The 15,777-nt window shown below is 71.6% G+C and carries 14 protein-coding genes; 9 read left to right on the forward strand and 5 right to left on the reverse strand.

Annotated elements, in window-relative coordinates:
- Positions 1-3 precede the first annotated feature (3 nt).
- The 3 genes from glmU to KF887_10300 are packed head-to-tail and all read left to right on the forward strand — an operon-like array spanning position 4 to position 3,911.
- The gene (gene glmU, locus KF887_10290) at positions 4-1,350 is read left to right on the forward strand and encodes a bifunctional UDP-N-acetylglucosamine diphosphorylase/glucosamine-1-phosphate N-acetyltransferase GlmU (protein ID QYK39864.1); all 1,347 of its coding nucleotides are present in this window, start codon (positions 4-6) and stop codon (positions 1,348-1,350) included.
- Positions 1,351-3,174 carry a glutamine--fructose-6-phosphate transaminase (isomerizing) gene (glmS, locus tag KF887_10295; protein ID QYK39865.1) on the forward strand — a complete coding sequence of 608 codons (1,824 nt, stop codon included), beginning with the start codon at positions 1,351-1,353 and terminating at the stop codon, positions 3,172-3,174.
- On the forward strand, positions 3,171-3,911 hold the full coding sequence (locus KF887_10300; GenBank protein ID QYK39866.1) for a DNA alkylation repair protein: 741 nt from the start codon (positions 3,171-3,173) through the stop codon (positions 3,909-3,911). Before glmS ends, KF887_10300 begins: the two co-directional genes overlap by 4 nt.
- Before the next feature lie 73 nt (positions 3,912-3,984).
- On the opposite strand, the gene KF887_10305 is transcribed toward KF887_10300, so the two are convergent.
- From KF887_10305 to KF887_10315, 3 genes are all read right to left on the reverse strand, one after another.
- Entirely contained in the window at positions 3,985-5,499 is a 1,515-nt protein-coding gene (locus tag KF887_10305) for an anthranilate synthase component I (GenBank protein QYK39867.1), read from the reverse strand.
- A gap of 4 nt (positions 5,500-5,503) precedes the next feature.
- Positions 5,504-7,375 carry a SurA N-terminal domain-containing protein gene (locus KF887_10310; protein QYK39868.1) on the reverse strand — a complete coding sequence of 624 codons (1,872 nt, stop codon included), beginning with the start codon at positions 7,373-7,375 and terminating at the stop codon, positions 5,504-5,506.
- 75 nt (positions 7,376-7,450) lie between these two features.
- Positions 7,451-7,948 (reverse strand): hypothetical protein, encoded by a 498-nt coding sequence (locus KF887_10315; GenBank protein ID QYK39869.1) that lies wholly within the window; start codon positions 7,946-7,948, stop codon positions 7,451-7,453.
- Positions 7,949-8,035: 87 nt separating this feature from the next.
- Between KF887_10315 and moaA the strand changes: the two genes are divergently transcribed.
- Positions 8,036-9,055 (forward strand): GTP 3',8-cyclase MoaA, encoded by a 1,020-nt coding sequence (gene moaA / locus KF887_10320; GenBank protein QYK39870.1) that lies wholly within the window; start codon positions 8,036-8,038, stop codon positions 9,053-9,055.
- Between the two features lie 14 nt (positions 9,056-9,069).
- Here the strand turns inward: moaA and KF887_10325 are convergent, their stop codons facing one another.
- Together KF887_10325 and KF887_10330 are read right to left on the reverse strand one after the other, a co-directional pair.
- Complete coding sequence (locus KF887_10325; protein QYK39871.1) at positions 9,070-9,891, reverse strand: LysM peptidoglycan-binding domain-containing protein; 822 nt, start codon at positions 9,889-9,891, stop codon at positions 9,070-9,072.
- A 45-nt stretch (positions 9,892-9,936) separates the two neighbouring features.
- A complete protein-coding gene (locus KF887_10330) occupies positions 9,937-10,569 on the reverse strand; it encodes a rhodanese-like domain-containing protein (protein QYK43517.1) in 633 nt (210 codons plus the stop codon).
- Positions 10,570-10,823: 254 nt separating this feature from the next.
- Between KF887_10330 and rimK the strand changes: the two genes are divergently transcribed.
- The 5 genes from rimK to KF887_10355 all read left to right on the forward strand — a co-directional run bounded on the left by rimK (position 10,824) and on the right by KF887_10355 (position 15,737).
- Positions 10,824-12,257 (forward strand): 30S ribosomal protein S6--L-glutamate ligase, encoded by a 1,434-nt coding sequence (gene rimK / locus KF887_10335; protein QYK43518.1) that lies wholly within the window; start codon positions 10,824-10,826, stop codon positions 12,255-12,257.
- A gap of 32 nt (positions 12,258-12,289) precedes the next feature.
- A complete protein-coding gene (locus KF887_10340; protein QYK39872.1) occupies positions 12,290-13,525 on the forward strand; it encodes a DegT/DnrJ/EryC1/StrS family aminotransferase in 1,236 nt (411 codons plus the stop codon).
- Between the two features lie 141 nt (positions 13,526-13,666).
- The gene (locus KF887_10345) at positions 13,667-14,827 is read left to right on the forward strand and encodes an isovaleryl-CoA dehydrogenase (GenBank protein ID QYK39873.1); all 1,161 of its coding nucleotides are present in this window, start codon (positions 13,667-13,669) and stop codon (positions 14,825-14,827) included.
- A gap of 46 nt (positions 14,828-14,873) precedes the next feature.
- Positions 14,874-15,185, forward strand: coding sequence for a hypothetical protein (locus KF887_10350; GenBank protein ID QYK39874.1), 312 nt, complete (start codon positions 14,874-14,876; stop codon positions 15,183-15,185).
- Positions 15,186-15,188: 3 nt separating this feature from the next.
- The gene (locus KF887_10355; protein ID QYK39875.1) at positions 15,189-15,737 is read left to right on the forward strand and encodes a DUF1311 domain-containing protein; all 549 of its coding nucleotides are present in this window, start codon (positions 15,189-15,191) and stop codon (positions 15,735-15,737) included.
- The last annotated feature ends 40 nt before the right edge of the window (positions 15,738-15,777 follow it).

Below are 15,777 nucleotides of genomic sequence, written 5' to 3' on the forward strand. Positions count from 1 at the left end.
AACATGTCGCTCACCGTGATCGTGCTGGCCGCAGGGCAGGGCAGCCGGATGAACTCGGACCTGCCGAAGGTCCTGCACCCGCTGGGCGGCGTGCCGCTGCTGCATCATGCCATGGCGGCGGCGCGCGGGCTGGAACCTTCGCGCATCGTGGTGGTTGCGGGCCATGGCGGCGCGCAGGTGGCCGCCGCCGCCCGCGCCTTCGACGACGCCGCCGAGATCGCGCACCAGGCCGAGCAGCTGGGCACCGCCCATGCCGTGCGCCAGGCCGGTCCCTGGCTGGCGGGCGAGGGCGCGGCCATCGTCCTCTATGGCGACACGCCGTTCGTCCGCGAGGAAACGCTTGCCGCCATGCTCGAGGCGCTGGCCCGCCACGCCGTCGTCGTGCTGGGGTTCGATGCGGCCGACCCCGGGCGCTACGGCCGGCTGGTGACGGCGGGCGACGACCTGCTGAGGATCGTCGAATATCTTGATGCGACAGATGAGGAACGATCCATAACCCTTTGCAATTCCGGCGTTGTCGCGTGCGGGGCCGGATTGCTGGGCGACCTGGTTTCGGCGGTGGGCAATGCCAATGCCAAGGGCGAATACTACCTGACCGACATCGTGGAACTGGCGCGCGCGCGGGGCCTTTCGGCCGGTGTCGTGAAATGCGACGAATCCGAGACGCTGGGCATCAATACCCGCGCGGAACTGTCTGTCGCGGAGGGTATTTTCCAGAACCGCGCACGCGCCGCCGCGCTGGAGGACGGGGTGACGCTGGTCGATCCGGCAACCACCTATCTCGCGCTGGACACGGTGATCGGGCGCGATGCGGTGATCGGCCCCTGCGTGATCTTCGGCCCCGGCGTCACGGTGGAATCCGGCGCCGAGGTGCGGGGCTTCTGCCATCTGGAGGGCTGCCACATCAGCCGTGGCGCCACGGTCGGGCCGTTCGCGCGCCTGCGCCCCGGCGCCGAACTGGCCGAGGATGTGCATGTGGGCAACTTCGTCGAGATCAAGAACGCGATTCTGGACGAAGGCGTGAAGGTCGGCCACCTGACCTATCTGGGCGACGCGCATGTGGGGGAACATGCCAATATCGGCGCCGGCACCGTGACCTGCAACTACGACGGGGTGTTCAAGCACCGCACCGAGATCGGCGCCCATGCCTTCATCGGTTCGGACACGATGCTGGTGGCGCCGGTGCGGGTAGGGGCGGGGGCGATGACGGCCAGCGGTTCGGTGATCAACGCCGATGTGCCGGATGGGGCGCTGGCCGTGGCGCGCGCGCGGCAGGAGGTGAAGCCCGGCTTCGCCACCCGCTTCATGGCGCGGCTCAGGGCGATGAAGGCTGCGAAGAAAGGCCAATAAATGTGTGGAATCGTTGGTGTCCTGGGGAAGCATGAGGTGTCGCCCCTGATCGTCGAGGCGCTGAAGCGGCTGGAATACCGGGGCTATGACAGTGCCGGCATCGCCACGGTCCATGACGGCCGGCTGGACCGTCGCCGGGCGGTCGGCAAGCTGATCAACCTGTCTGACCTGCTGGTGCATCAGCCGCTGCCGGGCAAGGCGGGCATCGGCCATACGCGCTGGGCCACGCATGGCGCCGCGACCGTCAGCAACGCCCACCCGCACCGGGCGCGCACCGTCGCGGTGGTGCACAACGGCATCATCGAGAATTTCCGCGACCTGCGGGCCGAGGTCGAGGCGGCGGGCTATGCCCATGAAAGCCAGACCGACACCGAGACCGTGGCGCTGCTGGTGCAGATGCGCATCGACCGGGGGGCAAGCCCCGAGGATGCGGCACAGGCGGTTCTGGGGCGGCTGACCGGCGCCTTCGCGCTGGCGTTCCTGTTCGACGGCGAAAGCGACCTGATGATCGCCGCCCGCCGGGGGTCGCCGCTGGCCATCGGGCATGGCGAGGGCGAGATGTTCGTGGGGTCGGACGCCATCGCGCTGGCGCCGATGACCGACCGCATCACCTATCTGGAAGAGGGCGACTGGGCGGTCATCACCCGGGCGGGCGCGGTGATCCGCGACGCCGAGGGGCGGCTGGCGAACCGCCCCGAGACCCGCGTGGCGGCGGGGGCGGCGCGGGTGGACAAGGCCGGATACCGGCATTTCATGGCGAAGGAGATCGACGAACAGCCGCGCGTCATCGCCGATGCCTTGCGCGCCGTGGGGATCGGCGGGGCGAACCCCGTGCTGTCGCTGCCCGCCGAGGTGGATTTCACCGGGGTCGACCGCGTGACGCTGGTGGCCTGCGGCACCGCGCATTACGCCTGTGCGGTGGCGAAATACTGGTTTGAGCAGATCGCGGGCCTGCCCGCCGAAACCGACATCGCCAGCGAGTTCCGCTATCGCGAACCGGTGCTGTCGGAGCGTGGCTGGTCGATCTTTGTCAGCCAGTCGGGCGAGACCGCCGACACGCTGGCCGCGCTGCGTCATGTCAGGGATCGGGTGGCGCGCATCGTCGCGGTGGTGAACGTGCCGACCTCCAGCATCGCGCGCGAGTCCGATCTGGTGCTGCCGATCCGCGCCGGGATCGAGGTGGGCGTGGCCTCGACCAAGGCCTTCACCGCGCAGCTGGTCACGCTCTACCTGCTGGCGCTGAAGGCGGCGGCGGATCGGGGGCGGCTTGACGCGGCGGGCCTGGCGCGGCGGCTGGCCGACCTCGTGGCGCTGCCCGGGCTGATGAATGCGGCGCTCGGCATGGCGCCGCAGGTGGCGCGGATCGCCGAAAGCCTGGCCGAGGCGCAGGACATCCTGTTCCTGGGGCGCGGGCCGATGTATCCGCTGGCCCTGGAAGGGGCGCTGAAGCTCAAGGAAATCAGCTATATCCATGCCGAGGGCTATGCCTCGGGCGAACTCAAGCACGGGCCGATCGCGCTGATCGACGCGCGGGTGCCGGTGATCGTGCTGGCGCCGCGCGACGGGCTGTTCGACAAGACCGTGTCGAACATGCAGGAGGTCATGGCGCGGCATGGCCGGGTGATCCTGATCACCGATGCCGAGGGCGCGCGGGAGGCGGGCGCGGGCTGCTGGCAGGTGCTGGTGCTGCCATCGGTCCCGGCAGAGCTGGCGCCGGTGCTCTACGCGCTGCCTGCCCAGCTTCTGGCCTATCATACCGCCATCGCCAAGGGCACCGACGCCGACCAGCCGCGCAACCTGGCGAAATCGGTGACGGTGGAATGAACCCGGGGGGCGCGCTGGCAGAGATCGAGGCGCATGCGGATGCCGCGAGGGCGGCCCAGATGGCGGCCTACCACAAGGCCGCGCGGCGCTATCTGGGCGTGCCGGTGCCGGTCATCGACGCATTGGCGAAGGGCTGGCGCGCGGCCCTGACGCTGGAGGACCGGCTGGCGCTGGCGCAAGGGCTGTGGGCCAGCAACGTGCACGAGGCGCGGGTGGCCGCCGCCCGTCTGCTGACCCAGGCGCGCATCCGGCCCGACGCGGCGGTCTGGGACGTGGTCGCGGGCTGGGTGCCCGATTTCGACGGCTGGGCGCTGGCCGATCACGCGGCGGCGGCCGGGTCGCGGCGGCTGGTGGCCGACCCGTCGCGGCTGGACCAGGTGCAGGACTGGGTGGCATCGCCCCACATGTGGACCCGCCGCGCCGCCCTGGTGATGACGCTGCCCTGGACCAGGCAGAACCACCCGTCGGCCCAGGAACGCGCCGACCGTGACCGCGTGCTCGGCTGGTGCGCGACGCTGGCCGGGGATCGCGACTGGTTCATCCAGAAGGCCGTGGCCTGGTGGCTGCGCGACCTGTCGCGCCACGATCCGGCGCGCACCCGCGCGTGGCTGTCGGCGCATGGCCACCGGCTCAGGCCCTTCGCCCGCGCCGAGGCCGCGCGGCATCTGGAGGGCGGAAAGCCGCCCCCCCTGCCGCCGTCAGAGCCTGCGGCCGATCCATCCCCCGGCGTTTCCTGATCGCGGAACGGGCCGCGCCGCCGCCTGCGTCTGGTCCCGGCCGCCCCCGGCGGGCGGCGGCCCCATGGCGCCGTCAGCCGTTGCCACGCCCGGCAAAGCGGCCCGCATCCTCGGCCGCCGCGCGCAGCGCGCGGGACTTGTTCACGGTTTCCTGAAATTCCGATTCCGGGTCGCTGTCATAGACCACGCCGCCGCCCGCCTGGGTGTAGAGCTGCCCGCCCTTCAGAACCGCCGTGCGCAGCGCGATGCAGAAATCCATCTCGCCGTTGGCCGCGAAATAGCCCACGCCGCCGCCATAGACGCCACGCTTTTCGGGTTCCAGCTCGTCGATGATCTGCATTGCCCGCACCTTGGGCGCCCCCGACACCGTGCCCGCAGGCAGGCCCGCCAGCAGGGCCGACAGCGCGTCCTCGCCGTCCCGGATCTGGCCCACCACGTTCGACACGATGTGCATGACATGGCTGTAGCGTTCGATGATGAACTGCTCGGTCGGCCGCACCGTGCCGACCCTGGCCACGCGGCCCACATCATTCCGCCCGAGGTCCAGCAGCATCAGGTGCTCGGCGCGCTCCTTGGCGTCGGCCAGCAGGTCGGCCTCGTTCGCGCGGTCCTCCTCGGGCGTCTGGCCGCGCTTGCGCGTGCCCGCGATCGGGCGGATCGTGACCTCGCCATCCCGCAGCCGCACGAGGATCTCGGGGCTGGCGCCCGCCACCTGGAAGCCGCCGAAGTTGAAGAAGAACATGAACGGCGACGGGTTCGTGCGCCGCAGGCTGCGGTAGAAGGCAAAGGGCGGCAGGGCAAAGCTCTGCCGCCAGCGCTGCGAGGGCACCACCTGAAAGATGTCGCCGGCGCGGATATAGTCCTTGGCGCGCTCCACGATGCCCAGATAGTCGGGATGGGCGATGTTCGACACCGCCTCGCCGGCGGGCGCCGCCTGGCCCAGGTCATGCGCCACGGGGGCGGCGCGGTCGAGATCGCGCAGCGCGTCCATCACCCGCTCGGCCGCCTGCGCATAGGCGGCGCGGGCCGACAGGCCGGTGCTGACCCAGGCGGGGGCGACCACGGTCACCTCGCCCTTCACCCCATCCAGCACCGCCACGACGGATGGCCGCATCAGCACCGCGTCAGGCAGGTCCAGCGGATCGGGCTTGTCGCCCAGCGGCAGGCGTTCGACCAGCCGCACCATGTCATAGCCCAGATAGCCGTAAAGCCCCGCCGCGATGGCGGGAAGCCCTTCGGGCATCTCGATGGCGCTCTCGGCGATCAGGGCGCGCAGGCGGTCGAAGGGATGGCCCGGATCGGGGCGGAACCCCTCGGCGTCGAACCGGGCCTCGCGGTTGATCTCGACCGTCTCGCCCCGGCAGCGCCAGATCAGGTCGGGCTTCATGCCGACGACGGAATAGCGCCCGCGCACCTCGCCGCCCGTCACGCTTTCCAGCATGAAGGTATCGGCGCGGGCCTCGGCCAGCTTCAGCATCAGCGAGACCGGCGTGTCCAGATCGGCCGCCAGCCGCGCCCAGACCGCCTGGTTGCGACCGAGTTTCCAGCCCTTCTCGAAGCTGGCGAAATCGGGAAAAAGCTCGGCCATGCCGTTACCGCATCTGCGCGTGGACGGCGTTCAGCGCGCCTTCGTTGAACTGTATGCCCGAACCCTGGGTCAGGCCGTTGCTGAACAGCGCAAAGGCGTCCTGCGCCAGCGCCGCCTCGGCCTGTGCCGCGATGGCCTGGTGCAGCGGCGCGACAGCCGGGTCGGCGGGATCGGCGGGATAGATCCGGTCCACCCGCACGAGCGCGGTGAACCCCGGCCCCTCGATCACCCGCACCTCGTCGGGCTGCATCTGGAACACCGCCTCGATCAGCGCGGGCGGCGCCTCCTCGACGAATCCGTCGCGGGCGATGCGGGCGGTCACGTCGACGATGCCATAGGCGCCCAGGCTGGCGCCCGCCTCGATCTCGGACTTGATGGCGACGGCCCGGTCGCCCAGCCGCCGCGCGGTTTCGGCGCTGCGCCAGCTTTCGGCCACGGCGTCGCGCACCTCGTCGAAGGGGCGGGGGGCCGGGGGCAGGATCTCGGTCAGTTCCAGCGCGACCAGCCCGCCGTCGTCCAGATCGACCAGCACCGGGAAATCGCCGGGGTTCAGCCGGGCGGCCGCCTCGCGGAAGGCGGGATACCCGGCGATCGGTTCCTCCGATCCCGGGACCAGGTCCAGCGTGCCGGCCGTCAGCCCCTCGTCGGCGGCCAGTTCGGCGACGCTCGCGCCGCCTGCCAGCAGATCGTCGATCGCCTCGCGCCGGTCAGCGATGGCACGGCGCGCGCTGTCGGCGGCCAGTTCTGCCGACAGGTCCTCGCGGGCCTCGTCAAAGGTGATCTCCTGCGCCGCAAGGATGCCGTTCATGCGGAACAGCGCGGGGCCCAGCGGCGTTGCGAAGGGTCCGACCACGCCGGGCTCGGACAGCGCAAAGACGGCCTCGCCCGCGTCCCCCAGATCGGCCCGGGCGACATCGCCCATGTCGATGTCGTCCAGCGTCAGGCCGCGTTCGGACACCAGCGTCTCGAACGGCTCTCCCGCATCGACCCGTGCCTTCGCGGCCTCGGCCGTGGCCTGGTCGGGCAGCACCAGCCGTTCGACCAGACGGCGCTCGGGCTGCACGAATTCCGAGATGCGTTCGTCATACAGGCGGCGCAGCGCGGCCTCGTCCAGGTCCATCCCCGGGGCAAGGTCGGCGGGAAGCAGGGCGGCATAGGCGATGCGCCGGGCCTCGGGCCGGGTGAAGGCGGCGATGCTGGCCTCGTAATGCGCGGTCAGGTCGGCATCCGTGGGGTCGGGCAGGGGGTCGGCCAGGTCCGCCGCGGTCAGCCGCAGCAGCGAAAAGCCCCGGCGCTCGGCCACCCAGGCGAACAGCGTGTCGGTCAGCGCATCGGGCGCGGCAAAGCCGCCCGATACCGCGCCGGTCAGCACCGAGCGCGCAAGGTCGTCGCGCAGCCGCACCTCGAACTGCGCGGGCGTCATGTCGTTGCGTTCCAGCGTGAAGCGATACGTCTCGCGGTCGAACTGGCCGTTCACGCCCTGGAAGGCCGGAATCTCCGCGATCTCGCGCGCCACCCGGGTATCGCCCGCCGAAATGCCGATCCGCGCCGCCTCGTTGTCCAGTGCGGCCTGCGTGACAAGCTGCTGGCGCACCTGCCGGTCAAGGCCCAGCATCTGCGCCATCTCGAAGGTCACGGGCTGGCCCACCTGCGCCGAGAACGCGCTCATCTCGGCGCGCAGCGCATTGGCATAGTCGGTGACCGTGAGGTCGCGGTCTCCGACCCGGCCGACGCTGGTCACCCCGCCGCCGAAATTGGTGATCGAGAACCCGGCAAGACCCACGATCAGCAGGACCAGCATGATCCAGACGAAGATGTTGGCGATGCCGCCTTTCTTCTTCCTGGGTGTCGTTGTCTCGGGGGCGGGTCTGGCCATGGGCACGCTCTCGGGCAAAGGTCCGGCATTCCTTAGAGAGGAACGCCCAGCGGGGCAAGGGCGGGCCCGCCCGGCCTATCGCGCGAGGATCGTCACCATGGGCAGCGCCGTCAGCGGCAGGTCCAGCGCGCGGAACGCGGGCAGCGACAGCTGCGCCGCCCCCTCGCCGGGCAAGAGGTCGACGGCCAGCGACGCGCCGCCCTCGGTCACCACGCGGCCGGGTCCCGCGGCGGTGACCAGCGCCGAGCGCAGCCAGAACCCCGGTTCGGCCGGATTGCCCAGGCTGACGGCCACGCGGCCGAGTTCGCGTTCCGATGCCGGGGCGGCGGGTGCGGCCAGCGCCGCCGCCTTGTCCGCCGCCGATGTCGTGTCGAGCGCGGCCGCCGTGCGCGCGCCCGGGGGCGGGGCGGGGGGCCGCGGGCTTTCGGCCGGCGGGGCGTCGGCCGCCGGGGCGTCGGCCCCCGCAGGCGCGTCGGCGGCGCGATCGCCGGGCAGCAGGGCGGCGATCCGCGCGCAGCCCGCGACAGGGCCGGACAGAAGCAGGGCAAGCAGGAGGAAGCGCAAGGGCATCATGGCCGCGACCTTAGTTCCCCCGGCCGTGCGCCGCAACGTCCGGCCGGGCCCTTGCGCGAGGGGGCGCCGGGGCATAACCTGATGTGCATGACCGCCAGCCTGTCGCCCCCGCCGCTGATCGACCCCTTCGCCCGCGCGATCCGCTACCTGCGGGTGTCGGTCACCGACCGCTGCGATTTCCGCTGCGTCTACTGCATGGCCGAGAACATGACGTTCCTGCCCAAGGCCGAACTTCTGACGCTGGAAGAGCTTGACCGCATGTGTTCCGCCTTCGTGCGGCTGGGGGTCGACAAGCTGCGGATCACCGGGGGCGAGCCCCTGGTGCGCAAGGGCATCATGACATTCTTCCGCGCCATGTCGCGGCACCTGGAGACCGGCGCGCTGCGGGAACTGACGCTGACCACCAACGGCAGCCAGCTGCGCCGCTTTGCCGCCGAGCTTGCGGATTGCGGTGTCCGGCGGATCAATGTGTCGCTCGATACGCTGGATGCGGCGAAATTCGCCCAGGTGACGCGCTGGGGCCGCCTGCCGCAGGTGCTGGACGGCATCGCCGCCGCGCAGGATGCGGGGCTGCGCGTCAAGATCAACGCCGTGGCGCTCAAGGGGTTCAACGAGGAGGAGCAGTTCAGCCTGACCGAATGGTGCGCCGGACAGGGCCACGACCTGACCTGGATCGAGGTCATGCCGATGGGCGACCTCGGCAACGAGGACCGGCTGGACCAGTACTGGTCGCTCAGGGACCTGCGCGCGCGCTACGGCGAACGCTTCACGGTTACCGACCTGGCCGAACGCACCGGCGGCCCCGCCCGCTACGTGCGGCTGGAGGAGACGGGGCAGAAGATCGGGTTCATCACGCCGCTGACGCACAATTTCTGCGAAAGCTGCAACCGCGTGCGGCTGACCTGCACGGGCGAGCTGTACATGTGCCTCGGGCAGGAAGACATGGCCGACCTTCGCGCGCCGCTGCGGGCCGAGGCCGGGGACGAGGCGCTGGAACGCGCGATCCGCGCGGCCATCGCGCGCAAGCCGAAGGGCCATGACTTCGACTATTCGCGCCAGTCCGTCGCGGGCCAGGTCACACGCCACATGAGCCATACGGGCGGGTAAGGGCAGGCCGCCCGCTACAGCCGCGACAACGCCGGGATCAGCAGTTTCTGTCCCACGGCGATGCGGTCGGGCGCCGACAGGACGCGGCGGTTCGCCTCGAATATCGCGGGATATCGGGCGGCGTCGCCATAGAACCGCAGGGCAAGCGCCCCGAGCGAGTCGCCCGGCGCGACCGTATAGGTCACGTCGGTGGCCGATGCCGAGGGCAGCGCGGCAATCTCGGCCGTCGGGTCGGCCGCATCGCCCTCGCCCAGATCCTCGGCCTGTGACCGGGCGACGATCGCGGCCAGCAGCACCGCCGTATCCACCCGCCCCTCGGCGGTGACCAGACCGGCGGGTGCCGACACCGCGCCGCTGCCGACCGCCTCGTTCACCAGCGCGTCGATGTAGGCATCCGACTGGCCCTGCCGCAGCGCCTGCGACACGATCCCCTGCAATGTGACCTGCGGCGTGGCGTCGGGACGCGCCGTCAGGCCGCGCAGGCCCGACAGCGCGGCCAGCGACATCGCCGCCATCGCATCGTCGCCGCCGCCGGGCGGCGCCGGCGCGGGGGCCGCCTGCGGCCCGGCCAGACCTGCCAGAACCGCCGCCGTCGTCGCCTCCAGATCGCTGACCGCGGGGGTGCGCGGCGCCGGTGCCGGCGCGGGCGCGGGGGCAACGGCGGCGGGATCGGTGGCGGCACGCGCCAGCACCGGTTCGGCCTCGGCCTTGGCGGGCGGCGGCGTCGCGGTCCCCGCCGTGTCCCTGGACAGCACGAGCCATTTCAGCGGATCCACGGTGATCGCGAGGCTCGCGAGGACGACGATGGCCAGATAGATGATCGCAAGGCGTTTCATGGCGGTCTCCTGCGGGCGGGATCGGGCGGGCCGGTGCGGGCCGCGTCAGCCCTGGCCCTCTGGCTTGACGACGGACAGGCCCAGCATCAGCCAGTTCTGCATGCCACCCCGATAATAGTGCAGCTTTTCCGGCGGATAGCCCGCGTCGATCAGATAGCGGATGGCGCGCGGGCTCTGGTCGCACCAGGGCCCGTTGCAGAACAGCGCCAGGTCCAGCGCAGTGCCGAAGTCGAACCCGCCCGCGGCGCGGGGCTGCGCGCCCAGCGCCAGCAGGATCTGGTCGCGGTAGGGGTTGCCCGGGGCCAGCGTGGCAAAGGGCACGTTCACCGCGCCGGGGATGCTGCCCTTGGCGTACCATTCCGGCAGGCGCGAATCCATCAGCACCCCCGTGCCGCCCGCGACTGCGGTTTCGAGGAACGCGATCAGTTCCAGTTCGCCCAGCGTCTCGACACCCGGCGCGGCCTGCATCGGATGGATGCAGAACGGCGGGCAGGGGCGCGAGGTCTTGGCGAAATCGCCCGTCACCGTCGCGCTCTGGTCCTGGTTGCGGGCAATCGTCACCGGCTGGCCGTTCAGGACGATGCGCGCCTCGGCCCGGTCCTCGGTCAGCCGCACCTCCTGCGCGGTCGCGGCCGGGGCTGCAAGCACCGCGCCCGCAAGGGCGATGGCCTTCGGCATGCCGGAAAGCCGGATCAGATCACGCAACATGTGGCACCCCCCGATGCTATGTCCACAGCGCCTTGCCCGCGCACACAAAGGTTGTGGGGCACCACGCGCATTCACCAACATGTGACACAGCCCTGCCCCCGGGTCAATTTTCCTCTGGCCACCCTGCCGAAATCGGGTCAGGCGGCCGGGCCCGATGCACGGCCGGGCGTCACCTGCCTGTCACCATGCGGCGCCATCACCCCGTGGGGCAGCAGGGGGCGGCGATGCAGGCGGTCAGGATCGGCGAATCGGATGGCGGCACCACCTTGGCCCCGCTGCGGCTGGGGTGGGAGGAATGGGTGGCCCTGCCGGGCCTCGGCCTGCCCGCGCTCAGGGCAAAGGTCGACACCGGCGCGCGCACCTCGGCGCTGCATGCCTTCGACATCGAACCCTTCGGCCCGGCCTCGGCCCCGCATGTGCGCTTCCTGATCCACCCGATCCCGGGGCGCGAGGATGTCACCATCGCCTGTTCCGCCCCGATCCGCGACCGCCGCGAGATCACCAGTTCGAACGGCGAGACCGAGACCCGCTTGGTGATCGAGACCGAGGTGGTGCTGGGCGCCCGCCGCTGGCCCATCGAGGTCAGCCTGACCGATCGCGGCGGCATGGCCTATCGCATGCTGCTGGGGCGGCAGGCGCTGGGCGAGGGGGCGATGGTCTCGGTGGCCGAGGGGTTCCTGCACGGCGTCCTCAGCCATGACGTCTATCATTCGGCGCGGGTGCTGGCGGCCGCCCCGGCCCGCACCCTGCGCGTGGCCGTCCTGTCGCGCGACGGCGGGGCCTATTCCACCCGCCGCATCGTCGAGGAGGGCACCCGCCGCGGGCATGTGGTCGAGGTGCTCGACACCACGCGGCTCTATGTGGGGATCGGGCCGCTGGCACCCGAAATCCACTGCGACGGCGCGCGCCTGCCGCATTTCGACGCCGTCATCCCCCGCATCGGCCACCGTGTCACGGCCTATGGCGCGGCGATCCTGCGGCAGTTCCAGGCCCGGGGCACCTGGCTGGTGAACGGCCCCGACGGAATCGTGCAAAGCCGCGACAAGCTGCAGGCACATCAGGTTCTGGCGCGGCACCGCGTGCCGATGCCGGCCACGGCCTTCGCCTCCAGCCCCAAGGACACCGGCAACCTGATCGAGCTTGTCGGGGGCGTCCCGCTGGTGGTCAAGCTGCTGGAATCCAGCCAGGGCCGCGGCGTCGTGCTGGCCGAAACCCCCGCCGCAGCGGCCAGCGTGATCTCGGCCTTCCGGGGCCTCAAGGCCGATTTCCTGGTGCAGCGGTTCGTGGCCGAGGCCAGGGGCTGCGACATCCGCTGCATGGTGCTGGACGGCCGGGTGGTGGCCGCCATGCGCAGGCGGGCGGCACCGGGCGAATTCCGGTCGAACCTGCACCAGGGTGGCACCGCCGAGGCGGTCCGCATCAGCCGCGCCGAGCGCGAGGTGGCGGTCCGGGCCGCGCGCGCCTTTCGCCTCGGGCTGGCCGGGGTCGACCTGCTGCGCTCGGCCGACGGGCCGAAGGTGCTTGAGGTCAATTCCTCGCCCGGGTTCGAGGGGGTCGAGCGTGCCTCGGGCCGCAACGTCGCCGCGGCGCTGTTCGATGCGGTGGAACGCCACGTCCGGCCGACCCCCGCGCGCAAGCGCGGCCTGCGCAGCGATTGACGGGGCCGGGCCGCCGCCGCATGGTCCGGGCCATGTCCGATCCCGCATCCCCCCGCTTCACCGGCAGCTTCACCCAGCAGGAACCGATCCCCGAGGATGGCGTCGCTGCGGCGCTGGCCGCGATGGGCCATGCCCGGCTGCACCGCTACAACACGACCCCCGGCGAACTGCCCGAGGTCGCCGCGCTGGAAGAGGAATTCGCGGCCTTCACCGGTGCGCGATATTGTCTGGCGGTCGCCTCGGGCGGCTATGCCATGGCCACCGCGCTGCGCGCGCTGGGCGTGGGGCAGGGGGCGGCGGTGCTGTCCAACGCCTTCACCCTTGCCCCGGTGCCCGGCGCCATCGCCGCCGTGGGCGCGCGGCCGGTGTTCGTGGAAACCGCCGATGACCTCACCATCGACCTGCGCGACCTGTCGGCGCGGATCGCCGACAGCGGGGCGCGGGTGCTGCTGCTGTCGCACATGCGCGGGCATGTCTGCGACATGGACCGCCTGATGGCGATCTGCGACGCCGCCGGGGTGCGCGTGGTCGAGGATTGCGCGCACACGATGGGCGCGGCATGGGCCGGGCGGCCCTCGGGGCGGCATGGCGCCATCGCCTGCTATTCGACCCAGACCTACAAGCACATCAACAGCGGCGAGGGCGGGCTGGTCACCACCGACGATCCCGTGCTGGCCGCCCGCGCGATCCTGCTGTCGGGCAGCTACATGCTCTACCCCCGCCATCGCGCGGCCCCGCCGCCCGAGGTCTTTGCCGCGCTGGTGCCCGACACGCCCAACATCTCGGGCCGGATGGACAATCTGCGCGCCGCCATCCTGCGCCCGCAGCTGCGCCTGCTGGCTGATCGCGTCGCGCGCTGGCGGGTGCTGCATGACCGGATGACGGCCGGGCTTGCGGGCACGCCGGGCCTGGCGCTGATCCCGCGCGACCCGCGCGAAACCTTCGTCGGCTCGTCCTTCCAGTTCCGGCTGCCCGACCGCGACGCGGCCTGGATCATGGCGTTCCTGGCCCGCTGCGCCGCGCGCGGTGTCGAACTCAAGTGGTTCGGGGCGGCCGATCCGCACGGCTTCACCTCGCGCTATGCGCACTGGCGCTATGCCGCGCCGCCCGTCCTGCCGCAGACCGACCGCATCCTTGCCGGGCTGATCGACCTGCGCCTGCCGCTGACCTTCACCCCCGCCGACGCCGATCTGATCGCCGCCATCATCGCGGCCGAGGCGGTATCGAACGCCGCCGCGCCCGACGGACCCGCGCGGGGTGCCGACTGATGCGGGACGGTCCCCGCGCGGCGGGCCGGCGGCGCGCCCCGACGGCCGGCGTCGCGGCGCCGCAGGCGCCGACGCCAGTTGACCGGAGAGACGGCGGCGGGTAAGAAATGAACAGGCGTTCATTTCCCGGGGAGGGGAGCGATGTTCACCGCATCCATGCGTTTCGACCTGGGCGAGGACATCGCCGCGCTGCGTGACACGGTGCATCGCTGGGCGCAGGAACGGGTCAAGCCCCTCGCGTCCGAGATCGACCGCACGAATGTCTTTCCCGCCGCGCTCTGGCGCGAGATGGGTGACCTCGGGCTCCTCGGCATCACCGTGCCCGAGGAATTCGGCGGGGCCGACATGGGCTATCTCGCCCATGTCGTCGCGGTCGAGGAGATCGCCCGTGCCTCGGCCTCGGTCTCGCTGTCCTACGGCGCGCATTCCAACCTCTGCGTCAACCAGATCCGGCTGAACGGCACCGCCGAGCAGCGCGCGCGCTACCTGCCGAAACTGGTCAGCGGCGAACATGTCGGCGCGCTCGCCATGTCCGAGGCGGGGGCGGGATCCGATGTGGTGGGCATGAAGCTGCGCGCCGACCGGCGCAACGACCGCTACATCCTGAACGGCACGAAATACTGGATCACCAACGGCCCCGATGCCGATGTGCTGGTGGTCTATGCCAAGACCGACCCCGAGGCCGGATCGAAGGGCATCACCGCCTTTCTGGTCGAGAAGTCGATGAAGGGGTTTTCCACCAGCCCGCATTTCGACAAGCTGGGGATGCGCGGGTCGAACACGGGCGAGCTGATCTTCGACGACTGCGAGGTGCCCTTCGAGAATGTCATCGGCCAGGAAGGGCGCGGCGTCGCGGTGCTGATGTCGGGGCTCGACTACGAACGGGTCGTGCTGTCGGGCATCGGCACCGGCATCATGGCCGCCTGCCTGGACGAGGTCGTGCCCTACCTGCGCGAACGCCACCAGTTCGGCCGTCCCATCGGGTCGTTCCAGCTCATGCAGGGCAAGCTGGCCGACATGTACACGGCGATGAATTCCGCCCGCGCCTATGTCTACGAGGTCGCCCGCGCCTGCGACCGGGGCGAGGTGACGCGCGCCGATGCCGCCGCCTGCGTGCTCTACGCCAGCGAACAGGCCATGGTGCAGGCGCACCAGGCCGTGCAGGCCCTGGGCGGCGCGGGGTTCCTTGCCGACAGCGCGGTCAGTCGCCTGTTCCGCGATGCCAAGCTGATGGAGATCGGCGCCGGCACGTCCGAGATCCGCCGGATGCTGGTCGGGCGCGAACTGATGGGCGCCGGATGAACCCCGGCGCGCGCGCCTTCACTGGCCAGTCGCCGGAGCCTGCGCCATGATCCGCCCGCGCACGCTCTGGCTGCCGGTGGCCGCGCTCGTGGCGCTGTCGGGCATGCTGGGCGCGGTCGCGGGCCTGCGCGCCGCCGCCCGCGGCGAAACCCCGGTGATCGAGGCCGTGGCCTCGCGCCATCTGGCCCGGGCCGGTCAGGCCGCGCGCGCCACCGATTGCCAGGCGCGGCCGGGATCGGGCTGGATGTCATGGCTCGTGGTGACCTGCCGCACCGACGGCCTTGCGCGCGACTACCACGTGAACCGGCTGGGCTGGATCGTCCGCGAAACCGCCCCCGCCGCCCTGCCGGAGACCTGAGCCATGCCCCGGGCCCCCCTGCGCCACGCCCTTGCCGCCCTGGCGCTGCTGTCCGCCGCTCCGGCGGCGGCGCAGACCGGCACGCAGCCGACAGTGCCGCCGCCGCCTGCCGCCAGCCTGATGGCCGACCTGCCGCCCCCCGATCCCCGGGTCATCGCCGCCGCCGCCGCCTGCGTGACCGATTCCTGGCGCGAGGCCGCCCTCGCCTGCGCCGATGAGACCGAGCGGGCGTGCTACGATGCCCCCGGCGGGTTCCAGCCCTGCCATCGCGCGAACATCACCGCATGGGAGGTGGTGCGCCTCCAGCTCCTCGGCCGCAAGCTGGCCGATTTCGATGCGGCCGATGCCCGCCGCCCGCCGGGCGGCCCGCTTGCGGGCGAGACCCTGCGCATCGCCGAACAGGCCTTCGCCGCGTTCCGCGAGGCCGATTGCGCCTCGGACCGCGCCGCCTGGCCCCCCGGCAGCAGCGAGGGCGAGGTGGTCGCGGTTGACTGCCTGTTCCGCCACACCGTCGAACAGACCGCGCGCCTGATGCTGCGCGGGGTGCCCTGAGATGCCCGTCCCCGCCATGCCCCCTGCCCACCGGAGCCCG

It is taken from the genome of Paracoccaceae bacterium (genome assembly GCA_019454225.1).
Lineage (GTDB): Bacteria > Pseudomonadota > Alphaproteobacteria > Rhodobacterales > Rhodobacteraceae.